The sequence below is a fragment of the Rhizobium sp. SVR5-9E genome (genome assembly GCF_056755095.1).
In genome coordinates this window covers 1-16,143 of the sequence record NZ_JBNDHS010000120.1, presented here as the reverse complement: position 1 = coordinate 16,143, position 16,143 = coordinate 1, and the positions used below count along the sequence as shown (strand labels likewise).

Here is a 16,143-nt window from a genome sequence, read left to right as displayed (position 1 = left end):
AGATTTTCGCTTGTCCGCAGGCTCTTGTAGGCACCGTGGAACAGCTCGTGCGCTACGATTGCCGATATAGCGAAGTCCTGTGGGCTATGCTTGCGTAGCGTTGCCAGGAAGGCGTCATTGCCCTTCATCAGGGCAATGACCGCATTGGCGTCGAGCAGGTATTTCATTTGAAGAAATCGAGCTCGGGCTTATCTTCGCCGGCTGGCTGCTCATTGGCCGCATCTGCGAAATCGCTATCGACCTCCCCCGTCACAGCGGCCAGCCAATCCCAATCGTCTGAAACGGGTTCGAGGATGATGGCCTTGCCCTGGCGGCGGATGGCAACGGTATCGCCTTCGAAGCGGAATTCCTTCGGCAAACGTACGGCCTGCGAGCGGCCCGACCAGAATATCCTTGCCGTGTTCATTGCCACGTCTCCTAATGAGATATGGCAATGATATATACCATTCCCGCTTTAGCTTCAACCAAGCCTGATATACGGCACATTCTTCTTCTGCACCTCGTCCAGCGCTTCCTCGTATCCGGCGTCGGCATAGCGCATGACGCCGAGCGCCGTGTCGTTGGTGAGCGCATGGTCGAGCCGTTCGTCGGCCGCGTCCGTGCCGTCGGCGACCACTGTCACGCCGCAGCTGGTCATGTAACCGGCATAGCCGCCGCCGCCGGAATGAACGACGACGAGATCGGCCATCGAGGAGCAGAGCATCATGGCGTCGATCAGCGGCCAGTCGGCGATCGCATCGGAGCCGTCCTTCATGCGCTCGGTCATGATGTTCGGATGCGCCATGGCGCCGGCATCGAGATGATCGCGCGAGAAGGCGACGGGACCCTTGAGTTCGCCGCTGGCAACCAGCCCATTCACCCGTCGCGCAAGCGCCGTTCGTTCGCCGTGGCCGAGCCAGGCGATGCGCGCCGGCAGACCTTCAAAGGGGATATGTTCACGGGCAAGTCGGATCCAGTTGGTGATGATCTTGTTGTCGGGGAACATCTCCAAAAGCAGATCATCGATCCGCGCGATGTCGCTCTCTTCGCCGGAGAGCGCCATCCAGCGAAACGGGCCGATCGCGCGGGCGAAAAGCGGCCGCAGATAGGCTTCGGTGAAGATCGGAATGTCGAAGGCATTCGCTACGCCGCCTTCCTTCGCCTGCGTGCGGATGAGGTTGCCGTTGTCGAAGACTTCGGAGCCTTTCTTCTGGAATTCGAGCATCGCCGTCACATGCTGGACGATCGACGCGCGGCTTGCGGCCATCAGCTGGCCCTGGCCGTCGTCGCGCAGTTCGCGCACCTGCTCCAGGCTCATACCCTTCGGCACATAACCATAGACGAGATCGTGCGCCGAGGTCTGGTCGGTGACGATATCCGGCACGATGCCGCGCCGGGCGATTTCCGGATAGATCTCCGCGGCATTGCCGACGAGGCCGACGGAAAGCGTGCGCTTCTCCTTCACGGCCGTGTCGATCATCTGCAGCGCCGTATCGAGGTCCGCTGCGATCTCCTGCAGGTAACCGATCTCCTGGCGCTTCCTCGCCCGCTCGGGATCGATATCGACGCAGAGGATGGCAGCGCCCGCCATGCGGCCGGCGAGCGGCTGCGAACCGCCCATGCCGCCGAGCCCCGCGGTCAGCACGAAGCGGCCGAAGAGATCGCCGCCGAAGCGCTTCTCGGCGATGCGCATGAAGATTTCGTAGGTGCCCTGAATCACGCCCTGGCTGCCGATATACTGCCAGGCGCCGGCCGTCAGTCCGCCCCAGCAAATCAGTCCCTTGCGCTGCAGCTCGTAGAACACCTCGGCTTTCGCCCATTGGCCGACAATGTTGCAATTCGCCATGATGACGAGTGGTGCCTTGGCGTGGGTTTTCACGAGACCGATCGGCTTTCCGGACTGGATCAGCAGCGTCTGATCCTCATCCATCTCGGTCAGTGCTTTGACGATACCCTTGTGGGACGCCCAGTTGCGGGCCGCCTTGCCGAGCGCCGCATAGACGACGAGATTATCCGGGTCCTCGCCAACGGAAAGCACGTTTTCGAGAAGGCGCAGCAGCGCTTCCTGTCGCCAGCCTTTGGCCCGCAGCTCCGGCCCGCCGGGAATCGGAAATTTCGGATGGCGTGGATTGGCCTTCGGCATGGAATGTCCTTCCTCAAGGTCCCGTTCTGTTATTTTGACGGCAGCGAGGTCACATAGGCGACCGCTGCATCGAGCAGTCGCCGGCGCAGCGCGTCGTCGCCATAGGCTCGCGCATCGGCGCGTACCCAGCCCTGCATCGCCCGTTCGCCCGACAGCATCTGGACGACGCCTGGTAAATTCAGCGCCCAACCGTCATTGCCTTTGCCGAGCCGAACCAGCATCCCGTCCTCTCGCGCACCACAAAGGAGGTTGCCATTCAGCATCAGGGCCCAGCCGCCGAACATGGTCTTTTCGCTGAGGCCCGGCATATCGCCGAGCTCCTCTTTCAGCAGTCCCTCAAGCCCGGTATCGCGCGCCATGGCATCAGACCTTCGTCTCCAGGGCGTAGCGCATGATCTCGATGCCCATCGCCCTTTCGACGGGCGGATAGACGGTCGGATCGAGCACGCTTGCGGAAAGCGGGATGATTTCCTTCGGCACATGCAGGATGAAGACCGGCATGCCCTCCTTGAGCTGGCCGACGCTGAGCGGTTCGCCCTCCGGCGATAGCGTCGTGATAACCGAGGGAAATGTAGCCACGCGCTTACCATCGGCGTCGTCGACGGCCATGTATTCATTCATCACATGCATGGTCACGGCCTTTGCGCCGGAACCGACGACGATCGCGCCGATATCGAAGGCTTCCTTGGTGTAGACCACGTCCTTCTTGGTGATCGTGCCTTCAGCGAGGATATGGCCGCCGGTCGTCTTGCAGATAGCGTCGATCACGGCCGGTCCGCCCTTCTTCTCGGCCGCAATAATTGCCTCGCCGAGGGATAGCGCCATCGAGATGCCGCCAAGCGCCGCGTTCTTGCGCACATAGGAGGCTCGCAGCGGATTGCGGCAGCTGGCGATGAAGCCGCCCGATTGGTCGGCGGCAGCGCGCAGGATCGGGGAGATCCTCGCGGTCGCGCCTTTCACGACCAGCTCGATGTAGCGGTTTTCGGAGCGGTTGCCGCCTACTGCCGTCTGGATCATCTGCTCCGGCGAACCGGCCATGCCGATCGAGCCCATGTCGCCGGTCGGATGCGCACGGATATCGCCGACCGCGTCCACGACCTTGGTGCCGAGGATTGCCGAGGGCAGCCAGCCGTTCAGCGTCGAGGATCTGCCGTTCTGTCCAACGATCAGCCCGGAAAGCTTTTCGCCAAGCTCGTCCTGCAGAAGCTGCACGGCCTTCACATAGTCGATGCCCTGCATTTCCCAGGGCGTGGTGGAGGCCGGCGCGCCGATCGCCGCCGCTGTCGCAATCCAGTCTTCATCCTTCAGTTCGTCGATCGAAACAAGCTCCGGCTTGCCGACATTGACCGCCGCATAGCCGAGCATACGCCCATGATCGGCCCACCCGCCGCCGCCCGCCGCATAGACGGAGCCGCCCTTGACGGCCGCTTCGACGTCTTTCTCAACGAGTATGCGCCCCATCAAGCCTTCTCCTTATTCAGCGTCCTGTCCATCTCCCGCACGGCTTCGAAAAGCACGGCAGCGCCGAGGGCGATATCATCATTCTCGGCCCATTCGTCCGCCGAATGGCTGCGGCCTTCCTTGCATGGAACGAAAATCATGGCGGCTGGTGCCACCTTGGCGATCCAGGCCGTATCGTGTCCCGCGCCGGAGGCCATGCGCCGGTGCTTGGCGCCGACGGTATCGCAGGCCCGCTCCAGCGTCTCCAGCAGACCGGCATCGCCGGGCGTCGGATAATTGTCGGACACGCGTTTTGGGGAGTTGATCGTCACCCCTTGGGCAGCGGCCAGCTGGACGACATGCGCATCCAGCCATTCGCAGAAGGCTTCCATGTCGCTGCGGATTTCCGCACGGCCGTCGATCAGCATGACAACCTTGGACGGAACGACATTGGCCGCATTCGGCTCGATCCGGAATTCGCCGACGGTTGCCGCAAAATGGCCCGGTGTCTTCGCCCGCTCGGCTGCGGCACCGCGGATATCGAGCACGAGTTGCGAGGCTGCCACCAGCGCATCCGCGCGGCCGTCCATCGGGGTCGTACCGGCGTGGTCCGCCCGGCCTTCGACCGTAATTTCGATCCGGGTGATACCTGCGATCGCCGTCACGATGCCGATATCCTTCCTCTCATTTTCAAGCACCGGCCCTTGCTCGATATGCAGTTCTAGGAAGCCGGCGAGATCGGGCCGATTCTGTTGCAGCAGCACCCCCGGACGGCCGCCGACTTGCGCAATCCCCTCAGCGAGGTCGCGCTCGCCGCTGGTGCGCGAAAGCCATGCCTCGGGAAGCTGCCCGGTCATGCCGCGGCTGCCGACGCACGAAACGCCGAAAATGCTGACCTCTTCCGCAAGGAAATCGACGATCTCCAGATCGTGCTCCAGCGCGATCCCCTGATCCTTCAAGGCACGCGCGACCTCCAGAGCCGAGATCACGCCGGCGATGCCATCGAAACGTCCGCCATCCGGCACGGTATCGGAATGCGAGCCGACCATGATCGTGCCGAGCCCCGGCTTGCTGCCTGCCCGACGGCCGATGAGGTTGCCGCCGGCATCGATCCGCGTTTCCAGCCCGGCCGCCTTCATGCGCGCCTCGATATAGGCGCGTCCTTCGAGAAACAGCGGCGAGAAGGCCCGGCGCGTCCAGGGATGCCCAGGTTCGGTGATCTTCGCCAGTGCATCGATATCTTCCGCGATGCGGTCAGCGTTGACGGGCAGGTTACGGCTCATGCGATTTCTCCGGCAATGATTTGGCGCGGCAGCGGACGGACGAATTTGCCAGTGCCGGGTTCGGCAAGCACCTTCGCGCCATCGGTTATCAGTTTGCCGCGCAGATACGCGGCTGAAACGGTCCATGGCAAGGCTATGCCATTGTACGGGCTCCAGCCGACGACATTGTTGCCGCTCGCGGCGGCATCATAGACCTTTTCGCGCGGCTCAAGCACAGTGATATCGGCATCCTTGCCCGGCGTCAGCGCGCCCTTGATATGGTCGAGGCGGAAATGCTTCGCCGGATTTTCCGCCATGAGCTTTGCAGCCCAGGTAAGCGGAATGCCGCGTTCGAGCGCTCCCTTGACGAAGAGTGGCACCATGACCTCGAGCCCCGGTACACCGGAGGCATTGGCCAGCATGTGCGGATCGGTCTTGCGGTTTTCGGACCAGCTGACATGGTCGGTCGACACCAGCCAGACATTGCCTTCAGCGACCTTCCGCCACAGCGTTTCCACCTCGGCGCGCGGCCGGATCGGTGGATTGATCTTGGCCTTGCCCCCGAGGTGCTTCACGTCGTTTTCCTCGTCCAGCGTCAGGTAGTGGATGCAGCACTCGACGGTCGCCTCGAAACCGTCGCGGCGATACGCGCGGGCGATATCGTAGCCGCGGCCGAGCGAACAATGCACGACATGGGCCGGGCAGCCGGTGTTGGCGCCTGTTTCGAAGATCGTATGCATGGCAAGCAGCTCGGTAATCGGCGGGCGCGAGAGACCATGGGCACGCCAATCGGTGATGCCGCAGGCCTTTACCTGCTCGATGTAGGCGCGCACGGCTTCGTCGTCCTCATTGTGGACGCCAGCCGTCAGCCCGGTCGGTGCGATCGCCGCAAAGCACTCGTCAAGCAAGGCAGGAGGAATGCGGGGGAAACGCTTCGGATCCGTGCCGAAAGTCGAAAACTTGAAGGCCGCGACGCCGGCGTGCACCATTTCGGGGATGCGCGCAGCACGCTCTTCCGGATTGACCGTGCCATAGAGCGCGAAATCGACACGCGCCTGCGGGCTCGCGTGATCAATCTTCTTCTTTACCGCTTCCGCCGAGCAGACGAGATTGCCTTCGTCATAGGGCATGTCCACGATTGTCGTGACGCCGCCGGCCGCTGCCGAGCGCGTCGACCAGATGAAGTCCTCCTGATCCTTCTGGCTCAGCGAATGCACCTGCGCATCGATCGCGCCGGGAAGGATTAGCGCCTTGCCGAGAAGATGCCGCTCCTTGGCCGAAGGCGGCACTCCGACGCCGACCTGGACGATTTTACCATCGCTGACCGCGACATAGCCCTCTTCGAGGATGCGCTCCGGCAGAACGACCGTACCCTGCAGAACGAGATCGAAATCACTCATGCGGATGCCTCCGTGTCGCTTCAGGTGTCAGATAATACGGGATTACCCGCAAGCCGTTCCTCGATACGCTCCCGCGAACCCAGCGCGAAAAAGTCGTCGAAAGAGGCGATCGGCACTTCAGCGATCAGCTTGGAAACAAAGGCGTCGGCTCCGAGACCTTCCTCGATCGCCTCGACCTCGGCCGAAAGCGGCCGGTCAACCGTATAAAAATCGGCATGGCTGCGGACAACGTCGTAGATCATGCCCGAAACGCCCTTCGGCTGGTCGCCCAGAATGTCGGCCGCCTGCGCGGCAAGCAGAGCTTCGAGCGCCGCAAGCCGCCTCAGCGCCCGCATCTGCCGTTCGAAGCGCTCGATCACCAGCGGCAGGAAAGCTGCCTCGTCCTCGAGCCCCGCGGCAACCACGAGCGATTGGGCCGATACGGGGTTCGACATGGAAAGGACGCGCGAGAAGATTTCGCCGGCGAGCTTGATGATCGGCCCGAAGCCTGTCGCGATCCGGCCTTTAGGCACCAGATTGACCGGCAGATCGCGCCTCTGTCCGTTACCGAGAAGGACGCAGCGGTTGAAGGCATTGCGGGCAGCATGCGCCATGCAGATTGCGGCCGATTCCAGCAGGATCGTCACGTCAAGAGGCAGTGAACCGCCGGAGGTCATCACCTGGCCCTCGACAACCACGGGGTTGTCATCCGAGCGACCTGTAGCCGCGAGAATCTTGTGGCCAGTCGTAAGCAGATTCTCGATCACCGCACCGAAGACCTGCGCAATCATGCGAAGGCTGAGCGGGTCCTGCACGTGGGTCGCAACCGGCCATTCCCAGGCATCTGACGCATTGCAGAGCCATGCACCGATCAACGCTTCCCGAGGGGTGCCGACATGGCGCACCGACCGCCACGGATCGCGAGACGCGCCAAGCGCGCCGGCGGCCATCATCCCGGTTGCTAGCAGCACGCGAATCGACGCTGCGGCATTGCGCGTCGCCTCCGCTGCCGCCGCAAAACTCACGGCATTGATGCTGAGCGAAGCAAGGCTGTCACGCGGTGCCATCCTGACCGGCTCGAGGCCGGCTGCCTCGAAGGCCTCGATCGCCTGCATGCGCCTGCCGCGATAGACCGCCTCGCCAACGCCGGTCAGAACCGCACCGATCTGCCCCATGAGGCCGATATCCGCACAGCCGATCGAACCGGTGCGCCGGACGACCGGGATGAGATCTGCCCTGAGAAGCCGCAGATAGGTTTCCACGAGTTCGGGTGTGCACCCGACCTGGCCCGTCAGAGCGGTATTGATGCGGATCGCCATGGCATTTCGCACGACAGCGGTCGAAAACGGCGTGCCGGTGCCGAAGTGATGGGCGCGGACGAGGCCGAGGTTGAAAGCGTCAAGGTCTTCCGGCGACCACTCGACATCCTTCATCGCTCCGACGCCGGTCGTAGAACCGTAGACCGGAATGCCGGCCCCGATCGCATCCTCCACGACCGAACGCGCAAGTTCCACGCGCGCCATGCCCGTCTCCGTCACCGACAGGGCGACCTTGCCGGAGCCTATCCTCACCATCTCGGCGAAGCCGAGGGGTTGGCCGGAAAGTTCGATGCCGGGGCGTTCGTGCTTCATCTGCAGGTCTCCTTGACGGCGAGATTAAGCGAGCATCTCGCATCATGGGATATCCCAAATGCCGAACACAGCATGCGATTGTTTGTGTTTCAGCTCAACTCAGCATCACGGCTATGTAGATAAGCGTCAATGCGATAATCCAAAGCGCGAGACGGCCATACCGGCTGTGCCTCGCCTCGGATTTGCCGATCGCCTCCGCAGTCTGCGGATCGAAGCGCAGTCCATGCTCGCTCATATGCAGCAGCTGGTGATGGAATTTTTCCGTCTTCGCGGCGATTTCCGGTACGGCTTCGGCGAGCTTCACCGCCGCCTTCAACCCATCCTTGAGATCGGTCACGACCCGCTTCGGGCCGAGATTGTTGCGAATCCAGTCTCCGACAACAGGCTCCGACGCCTTCCACATGTTGAAGCGCGGGTTCAGCATGCGCGAAACACCTTCGACGACCACCATGGTTTTCTGCAGCATGACCAGTTCGGGCCGGGTCTGCATGTCGAAAAGCTCCGTCACCTCGAACAGGAGCGTCAACAGCTTGCCCATCGAGATCGTCTCGGCCGGCTGGCCGTGGATCGGTTCCCCGATCGCCCGGATCGCCTGCGCGAAGCTTTCGACATTGTGATGGGCCGGCACATAGCCTGCTTCGAAATGGACTTCGGCAACGCGCACGTAGTCGCGGGTGATGAAGCCATAGAGGATTTCGGCGAGGAAGCGACGCTCTTTCTTCCCAAGCCGTCCGACGATACCCATGTCGACGGCAACGATATCGCCGTGCACATCGACAAAGAGGTTTCCGGGGTGCATGTCGGCATGGAAGAAGCCGTCGCGCAGCGTATGGCGCAGAAAGGACTGGATCAGCGTGTCGGCAAGCGTATTGAGGTTGTGGCCGGCCGCCTGCAAACCCTCGACGTCGGACATCTTCACGCCGTCGATCCATTCCATGGTCATGACGTCGCGGCCGGTCCTTTCCCAGTCCACCTTGGGGACGCGGAATCCCGGATCCTGGTCCGTATTCTCGGCAATCTCGGAGAGGGCAGCGGCTTCCAGCCGAAGGTCCATCTCCACCTTCGTGGTCAGCTCGAGCGTTTTTGTGACCTCTACCGGCCTCAGGCGCCGGCTGGAAACCATGAAACGTTCCTGCATGTGAGCAACGAGATACATCGCCTCGATGTCATGCGCGAAGCGCTGGCGCACGCCGGGGCGCACGACCTTCACGGCAACCTTCTTGCGGCCTGCGGCCGTATCGACCTCGGCGGGGTGCACCTGTGCAATCGAAGCAGCGGCGATCGGATCATCGAAGCTGGCGAAAAGCTCCTGGATCGGCCGCCCGAGCGACCCCTCGATGTTCGCCTTCGACGCCGCGGTGGGGAAAAAAGCCATGCGATCCTGGAGCTGGGACAGGTCGTTGGCGAATTCGACGCCGACAACGTCCGGGCGCGTCGCCAGAAACTGACCGATCTTCACATAGGAAGGTCCGAGCCGTTCAACGGCGCGCGCCAGCCGGTCACTGCGCTTTTTGTATTTCGCCCGGCTGCGGGCAAAGATGCCGACGAAAGATTTGGCAAGGCTGACGGAAGGCGGCAGTCCCCCGGAGGGCAACGCCTCGACGACGCCCTCGCGCACCAGGATCCAGCCGACCCGAACGAGCCTGAGATATGCTCCGAAAGCACTCATCTAGATTAAAGTTTCCAACCCGAGTGCAGGGCCGCGATGCCGCCAGTGTAGCTGGTGTAGGTCACACGCGAAAAACCCGCCCTGCGGATCATCTCGGCGAAATTTTCCTGGTTCGGGAACTTGCGGATCGATTCCACCAGATATTCATAGGGCTCGGCTTCGCCGGTTATCGCCCTGCCGAATTTCGGAATGGCGTTGAAAGACCAGGCATCATACAGCTTGTCCAGGAGCGGCATCTCGACCTCGGAAAATTCCAGCACGAGCAGTCGGCCGCCACGCTTCAGCACGCGATAGGCCTCCGAAAGCGCCACGTCGATGCGGGGTACGTTGCGGATGCCGAAGGCGATCGTATAGGCATCGAAGTTGCCGGCTTCGAAGGGCAGATCCTCCGCATTGGCCTCGACAAAGGCAAGGTTGTCCGAAAGCTTCTTCTTTTCTGCCCGTTCGGCGCCGACGCCGAGCATTGAACCATTGATGTCCAGCACGGTCGCATGCGCCATTCGGTTCGAGGCCTCGATGATGCGAAAAGCGATGTCGCCGGTGCCGCCTGCAACATCCAGCACCTTGTAGCCAGGCTCCTTGCGCGGGTTGAGGGCGGCCACCAGCGCGTCCTTCCAGGCGCGGTGCATACCCATCGACATGACATCGTTCATGATGTCGTAACGCCGGGCGACCTTATGGAACACCTCGTTGACGAGGCCCTGCTTTTCGCCCCTCGGCACTTGCCGGAAGCCGTAGGATGTTTCCATGCCGCCATCGGCGGAGGTGCGGCTTTCTGACATCGGACTACTCCGTTACTGGAAATCGGTACGGCCACCATAGCGAAAGGCCGTGCGAGAGGCTATCTGTGGACGAGGGCGATACCCCGCGGTCTACTGGCGCTATAACCCACAACGTCCGCAGTTGAAATACGTTTAGATACAGATGGGTTAAGATGCCGGAATTGCCAGAAGTCGAAACGGTAAAGCGGGGTCTTTCGGCCGCGATGGAAGGCGCGCACATCAAGAAGCTGGAACTACGCCGCGGCGACCTGCGTTTTCCTTTTCCGGAGGATTTCGAAGGTCAGGTTTCGGGCCGTACCATCATCGGGCTCGGCCGGCGCGCCAAGTATCTGCTGATCGATCTCGATAGCGGCAAGACCATCATCTCCCATCTCGGCATGTCCGGCTCCTTCCGCATCGAGGCCGGTTCCGCCCGCGGGACGCCCGGCGATTTTCATTACGAGCGATCGAAGGATGAAAGGCATGACCACGCCATCTTCCATCTGGAAGGCAAGGACGGTCCTCGCCGCGTCATTTACAACGATCCGCGGCGGTTCGGCTTCATGGACATCGCCGATCGCTCCGAACTGCAGAATAATCCCTTCCTTTTCGGTCTCGGGCCGGAGCCGACCGGCAACGAGCTGAGCGCCGCCTATCTGGCCGAGCGTTTCGCAGGAAAGGCGCAGCCGCTGAAGGGCGCACTGCTCGATCAGAAGACCATCGCCGGTCTCGGCAATATCTATGTCAGCGAAGCGCTCTGGCGCGCGCACCTGATGCCGACGCGCGCTGCCGGAACGCTGGTGACCAAAACCGGACGGCCGAAGGAGCCGCTGGACCTTCTCGTTGCGTCGATCCGGGATGTCATCGCCGATGCGATCAAGGCCGGCGGCTCGTCGCTCCGGGATCATATCCAGACGGACGGCTCGCTTGGTTATTTCCAGCATTCCTTCTCCGTCTATGACCGTGAAGGTCACCCTTGCCGCACACCCGGTTGCGGCGGTACGGTTTCGCGCATCGTGCAGGCGGGTCGTTCAACCTTCTATTGCCCGGTCTGCCAGAAATAGGGAGAGAAGCATGGCCTACGAGACGCTGATCGTCGAAACCAGAGGCAATGTCGGTCTGATTACGCTGAACCGCCCGCAGGCACTGAACGCACTGAACTCGACGGTGCTCAAGGAACTGAAGCAGGCCTATGCGGACTTCCACGCCGATGAGACGATCGGCGCGATCGTTCTGACCGGGTCGGAGCGCGCTTTTGCCGCCGGCGCCGATATCAAGGAAATGCAGCCGCTGCAGTTCGCCGATATGTACAAGGCCGAATTCATCAGCGGCTGGGACGAGATCGCCAAGGCCCGCAAACCGGTGATCGCTGCCGTCAGCGGTTTTGCCCTCGGTGGCGGCTGCGAGCTCGCAATGATGTGCGACTTCATCATAGCGGCCGAGACCGCAAAGTTCGGTCAGCCCGAGATCACGCTGGGCGTCATCCCAGGCATGGGCGGCTCGCAGCGCCTGACGCGGGCCGTCGGCAAGTCGAAGGCCATGGATATGGTGCTGACCGGACGGATGATGGACGCTGCGGAAGCGGAGCGCGCCGGCCTCGTTTCGCGTGTGGTTGCGCCCGAGCGGCTGCTGGACGAGGCCATGGAAGCCGCCGCGAAGATTGCTTCGCTGTCGCAGCCGTCGGTGCTGATGGCCAAGGAAGCGGTCAATCGCGCCTTTGAAACCACGCAGGAAGAAGGCCTCCGTTTCGAGCGCCGTCTGTTCCATAGCCTTTTCGCGACGGAAGATCAGAAGGAAGGCATGGCCGCCTTCATCGAGAAGCGCAAACCGGCGTTCAGGCACCGGTGAGGGCCGCGGATGGAGAAAGCCTGCGTATCCTGTAAAATGCGCGTTGACGAGCCGCGGCTTTAGAGTTATATGCCCGCCCACGGTTCGGGAAGCCTATCAGGTTTTCCGTTTTGCTCCCGCATTGCTGGATGTTGTGGCCGCAGGGCCCGCGGTGATGATGGAGTTTGTTCGAATTCTTGAGAGAGGCATCCATGGCCAATACAACTTCGGCGAAAAAAGCGACTCGTAAGATCGCCCGCCGTACCGACGTCAACAAGGCTCGTCGCTCGCGCGTTCGTACGTTCGTTCGCCAGGTCGAAGAGGCACTCGCAGCTGGTGACGCTGCAAAGGCAAAGGAAGCCTTCCTCGCAGCTCAGCCAGAACTGGCGCGCGCTGCAGGCAAGGGCGTCCTTCACGCCAACACAGCATCCCGCAAGGTTTCGCGCCTTGCCGCTCGTGTGAAGGCTCTGTCGGCAGCCCCGACCGCGTAATCTTTCATTAACAAAGCTTTTGTTATAGTTAGCCCGGTAACCAAGCCGGGCTTTTTCGATTCTGTTTATGTTCTGCGGATTGGGGAATTTGACAGCTGTTTCATGTCGTTTAGGTGACACGAAAAATCGTTGAAAATCAAATGCTTGCGAGAGGATGTTTCCAGATTGGACGACTCTCGCGCCTTCTGGCCGACTCAGTTGTGAGTCAAGCGGATTTTATTTTTTTTTCTTTCAATGCGTGTCCAAAATGTCGATTTCGGGAATCTCCTTGATTCTCCTGCGATTCTTTTTTGCCTTTGCGGCGGCGCCCTAAAACAGCCGCCGGAGTCAATGGCCGCTTCTTAATTTTGCGTAAAATTCGCCATTGATCTCTGCAACCGATCCTGCCTAAATGCGTTCCAGCAGAGGGCGCGGACATCACCTGCAAAGGCTCGGTCTAAACTGCCATGTCGGCAGGCCGATGTGTTGCACCATCTGTTACGGAGCAGTGTATCTCTCCGTTTTTTCAAGCATTTGAGTTATTTGCGCCGCGGCTGTGGCTGGCCGCGGAACGGAGAAGCTTTGTGCGTTCTACGGCCACACGTTTAAGGTGAGCCGAAAGGGCTGGGGGAAGTAAATTTGCGTTGGGGGTTGGCTGACCGGAAACGAGGTCTGGCAGTCAACCTGGCACCGAAAACATGACGGAGGCCGCATAAAGGCGGTTTCCGCCATGGTTTTCTGCGCCGGTCTCGCTAGGCGGGACAGCGTTTGTGTGAACCGGCAGCCGGTGGCTCATGAAGGAGTCGCTCGCATGCTAGAACGGGGAAAATTGATCGGGCGGCCGTTCTAGGTGATGACCGCCCGGTAGAAGAAATTTGGAAGGCGGCATGATGCAAATGAATTCTCTGACGACGACTGGTGCTCTTGAAAATGGGGACAAGGCACCGCAAGCGTTCGGCTCAATTTGCCCGGAAACGGCAGGGGAAAAGGGGGATATGAAGCATGGCGTACTTTTCGATCGTGTCGGTGCACGTCTGAAGGCCCAGGTCGGTCCAGACGTTTATGCAAGCTGGTTCGCACGTCTGAAGCTGCACTCGGTTTCAAAGAGCGTCGTGCGACTCTCGGTTCCCACCACATTTCTCAAGTCGTGGATCAACAATCGTTATCTTGATCTCATCACCAGCCTCTTCCAGCAGGAGGACGCTGAGATTCTGAAGGTTGAGATCCTCGTCCGCACGGCAACACGTGCCGGCTTGAAGCCGATAGATGAGGTGGCTCCGCAGGAGCCGGCCACGCAGGCCGCGCCGATGCGCCGTCCTGCCGCTGCTCAGCCGGCGGGCCAAGCCATTCAGCAGGCGGTTTCAGCCGCTGCTGCGGCTCGTCCCGCGACGGCAGGCCAGCCGTTGTTCGGCTCGCCGCTTGACTCGCGCTTTACCTTCGACACCTTTGTTGAAGGCAGCTCGAACCGTGTTGCGCTTGCTGCCGCAAAAACGATTGCGGAAGCAGGGCAGGGTGCCGTTCGCTTCAATCCGCTCTTCGTTCATTCGAACGTCGGCCTCGGCAAGTCTCACCTGCTGCAGGCGATCGCCAATGCGGCGGTTCAAAATCCGCGGGCTCTGCGAGTCGTCTATCTGACGGCCGAGTATTTCATGTGGCGTTTTGCAACGGCGATCCGTGACAACGATGCGCTGACGCTGAAGGACTCGCTTCGCAACATCGATCTTCTGATCATCGACGACATGCAGTTCCTGCAGGGCAAGATGATCCAGCATGAGTTCTGCCACCTGCTGAACATGCTGCTGGACAGCGCCAAGCAAGTGGTCGTCGCTGCCGACCGCGCGCCCTGGGAGCTGGAATCGCTTGATCCTCGGGTGCGTTCGCGCCTGCAGGGCGGTGTTGCCATCGAGCTCGACGCTCCGGACTACGAGATGCGTCTCGAAATCCTGAAGCGCCGCCTGGCGAATGCCCGGCAGGAAGATCCGTCGCTCGAAATTCCGGCTGAGTTGTTGTCGCACGTTGCTCGCAGCGTGACCGCAAGCGGCCGCGAACTGGAAGGGGCCTTCAATCAGCTGGTCTTCCGCCGTTCTTTCGAGCCGAACCTGTCGATCGAACGGGTGGACGAACTGCTGGCTCACCTCGTCGGTTCCGGCGAGCCCCGCCGCGTGCGCATCGAAGACATCCAGCGCATCGTTGCCCGCCACTACAATGTCTCGCGACAGGAGCTGGTTTCGAACCGCCGCACGCGCGTCATCGTCAAGCCGCGCCAGATCGCGATGTATCTCTCGAAGACACTGACGCCGCGCTCCTTCCCGGAGATCGGCCGCCGCTTCGGCGGACGCGACCATACGACGGTTCTGCACGCCGTTCGCAAGATCGAGGAGCTGATTTCGGAAGACACCAAGCTCTCGCATGAAATCGAGCTGCTGAAGCGCCTGATCAACGAATAGCGCCATCCAGCGCAGGAAAAAATCCACGGCCGGGAGCGATCCCGGCTGTTTTCATTTATAAGGTTTTTATTCTATACAACCCTCGCATCAAAGACGGCGCACACTGGATGAACGGTGGCGCACGGGAGGGAAAGAATGAGTTTCAAGAAAATCGCCGTCGTCGGCCTGGGTAAGGTCGGACGGCTTGCGGCAACGCTTTTGCATGAGGGTGGTTTCGAGGTCACGGGCGTCGATGCCCGGCTGCCGGCGTCGGAGGTACCTTTCGTGTGCCGGACGGGCGACATATCGAGCCCGGCTGTCGTGGCCGAGCTGCTGTCGAGCGTCGAGGCGGTGCTGTCCTGTCTGCCCTATCACCTGAACATCGAGCTTGCCCGCGCCGCACATGCCGCCGGTATCCACTATTTCGATCTCACGGAAGACGTACCGACCACCAATTTCATCATCGAGCTCTCGAAGACTTCGCGCGGCCTGATGGCGCCGCAATGCGGTCTGGCGCCCGGCTTCGTCGGTATCGTCGGGGCAAGCCTGGCCGACGGGTTCGACCGCTGCCGCTCGATCCGCATGCGCGTCGGCGCTTTGCCGCAGAATCCGACCGGTTTGCTGGGCTATGCCTTCAACTGGTCGCCGGAGGGCGTCGTCAACGAATACCTGAACGATTGCGAGGTGATCGAGGGCGGCGTACGCAAGCTCGTCTCACCGATGGAGTGGCATGAGACGATCTATGTCGAGGGCGTCAAGCTCGAAGCTTTCACCACGTCGGGCGGCCTGGGCACCATGTGCGATACGCTGCGCGGCAAGGTCGACAATCTCGACTACAAGACGATGCGGTACCCGGGCCATATGGACCTGATGAATTTCTTCTTCCATGAGCTGTTGATGCGCGAGCAGCGAAAGCTCGCCGGCGAAATCCTGACCAATGCCAAGCCGCCCGTGGAGGACGATGTGGTCTATGTCCATGTCGCTGCCGAGGGCACAGAGGCAGGAAGCCTCCGGCGCAAGGAATTCGTGCGGGCCTATTATCCGATCGAGATTGCCGGTGCACGCCGCACTGCGATCGCCTGGACAACCTCGGCCTCCGTCGTTGCCGTCATCGAAATGGTCCGCGATGGCCTGCTACCGGCAGCCGGCTTCCTGC

Annotated in this window: 14 protein-coding genes; 5 read left to right on the top strand and 9 right to left on the bottom strand. The window is 61.4% G+C overall.

The window, feature by feature from the left end; genetic code table 11:
- Nucleotides 1-163: 163 nt before the first annotated feature.
- The 9 genes from ACPYOJ_RS30795 to ubiE form a co-directional block, all read right to left on the bottom strand.
- Nucleotides 164-406, bottom strand: coding sequence for an antitoxin (locus ACPYOJ_RS30795; protein ID WP_481419635.1), 243 nt, complete (start codon nt 404-406; stop codon nt 164-166).
- A 54-nt stretch (nt 407-460) separates the two neighbouring features.
- Nucleotides 461-2,122, bottom strand: a complete 1,662-nt coding sequence (locus tag ACPYOJ_RS30790; protein ID WP_481419634.1) for a urocanate hydratase — start codon at nt 2,120-2,122, stop codon at nt 461-463.
- Between the two features lie 29 nt (nt 2,123-2,151).
- Nucleotides 2,152-2,481, bottom strand: a complete 330-nt coding sequence (locus tag ACPYOJ_RS30785) for a TfoX/Sxy family protein (protein ID WP_481419633.1) — start codon at nt 2,479-2,481, stop codon at nt 2,152-2,154.
- 4 nt (nt 2,482-2,485) lie between these two features.
- The gene (locus ACPYOJ_RS30780) at nt 2,486-3,583 is read right to left on the bottom strand and encodes a DUF917 domain-containing protein (RefSeq protein WP_481419632.1); all 1,098 of its coding nucleotides are present in this window, start codon (nt 3,581-3,583) and stop codon (nt 2,486-2,488) included.
- A complete protein-coding gene (locus ACPYOJ_RS30775) occupies nt 3,583-4,845 on the bottom strand; it encodes a Zn-dependent hydrolase (RefSeq protein ID WP_481419631.1) in 1,263 nt (420 codons plus the stop codon). The genes ACPYOJ_RS30780 and ACPYOJ_RS30775 overlap by 1 nt, the downstream gene beginning before the upstream one ends.
- A complete protein-coding gene (locus ACPYOJ_RS30770; RefSeq protein ID WP_481419630.1) occupies nt 4,842-6,224 on the bottom strand; it encodes a dihydroorotase in 1,383 nt (460 codons plus the stop codon). The genes ACPYOJ_RS30775 and ACPYOJ_RS30770 overlap by 4 nt, the downstream gene beginning before the upstream one ends.
- A 20-nt stretch (nt 6,225-6,244) precedes the next feature.
- A complete protein-coding gene (locus ACPYOJ_RS30765; protein ID WP_481419629.1) occupies nt 6,245-7,834 on the bottom strand; it encodes an aromatic amino acid lyase in 1,590 nt (529 codons plus the stop codon).
- A 94-nt stretch (nt 7,835-7,928) separates the two neighbouring features.
- A complete protein-coding gene (gene ubiB / locus ACPYOJ_RS30760; protein ID WP_481419628.1) occupies nt 7,929-9,503 on the bottom strand; it encodes a 2-polyprenylphenol 6-hydroxylase in 1,575 nt (524 codons plus the stop codon).
- Nucleotides 9,504-9,508: 5 nt separating this feature from the next.
- Entirely contained in the window at nt 9,509-10,285 is a 777-nt protein-coding gene (ubiE, locus tag ACPYOJ_RS30755) for a bifunctional demethylmenaquinone methyltransferase/2-methoxy-6-polyprenyl-1,4-benzoquinol methylase UbiE (protein WP_481419627.1), read from the bottom strand.
- A gap of 152 nt (nt 10,286-10,437) precedes the next feature.
- Between ubiE and mutM the strand changes: the two genes are divergently transcribed.
- The 5 genes from mutM to ACPYOJ_RS30730 form a co-directional block, all read left to right on the top strand.
- Nucleotides 10,438-11,328 (top strand): bifunctional DNA-formamidopyrimidine glycosylase/DNA-(apurinic or apyrimidinic site) lyase, encoded by an 891-nt coding sequence (gene mutM / locus ACPYOJ_RS30750; protein WP_481419626.1) that lies wholly within the window; start codon nt 10,438-10,440, stop codon nt 11,326-11,328.
- 10 nt (nt 11,329-11,338) lie between these two features.
- Complete coding sequence (locus ACPYOJ_RS30745; protein WP_481419625.1) at nt 11,339-12,112, top strand: enoyl-CoA hydratase; 774 nt, start codon at nt 11,339-11,341, stop codon at nt 12,110-12,112.
- 191 nt (nt 12,113-12,303) lie between these two features.
- Nucleotides 12,304-12,582 carry a 30S ribosomal protein S20 gene (gene rpsT, locus ACPYOJ_RS30740; protein ID WP_168828079.1) on the top strand — a complete coding sequence of 93 codons (279 nt, stop codon included), beginning with the start codon at nt 12,304-12,306 and terminating at the stop codon, nt 12,580-12,582.
- An 869-nt stretch (nt 12,583-13,451) separates the two neighbouring features.
- Nucleotides 13,452-15,008, top strand: coding sequence for a chromosomal replication initiator protein DnaA (gene dnaA / locus ACPYOJ_RS30735; RefSeq protein WP_481419624.1), 1,557 nt, complete (start codon nt 13,452-13,454; stop codon nt 15,006-15,008).
- A 135-nt stretch (nt 15,009-15,143) separates the two neighbouring features.
- A partial coding sequence (locus ACPYOJ_RS30730) for a saccharopine dehydrogenase family protein (RefSeq protein WP_481419623.1) occupies nt 15,144-16,143 on the top strand: 1,000 nt, incomplete at its 3' end.

Bases quoted from the DNA above. Each gene is read 5' to 3' on its own strand.
- ACPYOJ_RS30795 (WP_481419635.1), bottom strand. From the start codon at position 406: ATGAACACGGCAAGGATATTCTGGTCGGGCCGCTCGCAGGCCGTACGT.
- ACPYOJ_RS30790 (WP_481419634.1), bottom strand. From the start codon at position 2,122: ATGCCGAAGGCCAATCCACGCCATCCGAAATTTCCGATTCCCGGCGGG.
- ACPYOJ_RS30785 (WP_481419633.1), bottom strand. From the start codon at position 2,481: ATGGCGCGCGATACCGGGCTTGAGGGACTGCTGAAAGAGGAGCTCGGC.
- ACPYOJ_RS30780 (WP_481419632.1), bottom strand. From the start codon at position 3,583: ATGGGGCGCATACTCGTTGAGAAAGACGTCGAAGCGGCCGTCAAGGGC.
- ACPYOJ_RS30775 (WP_481419631.1), bottom strand. From the start codon at position 4,845: ATGAGCCGTAACCTGCCCGTCAACGCTGACCGCATCGCGGAAGATATC.
- ACPYOJ_RS30770 (WP_481419630.1), bottom strand. From the start codon at position 6,224: ATGAGTGATTTCGATCTCGTTCTGCAGGGTACGGTCGTTCTGCCGGAG.
- ACPYOJ_RS30765 (WP_481419629.1), bottom strand. From the start codon at position 7,834: ATGAAGCACGAACGCCCCGGCATCGAACTTTCCGGCCAACCCCTCGGC.
- ubiB (WP_481419628.1), bottom strand. From the start codon at position 9,503: ATGAGTGCTTTCGGAGCATATCTCAGGCTCGTTCGGGTCGGCTGGATC.
- ubiE (WP_481419627.1), bottom strand. From the start codon at position 10,285: ATGTCAGAAAGCCGCACCTCCGCCGATGGCGGCATGGAAACATCCTAC.
- mutM (WP_481419626.1), top strand. From the start codon at position 10,438: ATGCCGGAATTGCCAGAAGTCGAAACGGTAAAGCGGGGTCTTTCGGCC.
- ACPYOJ_RS30745 (WP_481419625.1), top strand. From the start codon at position 11,339: ATGGCCTACGAGACGCTGATCGTCGAAACCAGAGGCAATGTCGGTCTG.
- rpsT (WP_168828079.1), top strand. From the start codon at position 12,304: ATGGCCAATACAACTTCGGCGAAAAAAGCGACTCGTAAGATCGCCCGC.
- dnaA (WP_481419624.1), top strand. From the start codon at position 13,452: ATGCAAATGAATTCTCTGACGACGACTGGTGCTCTTGAAAATGGGGAC.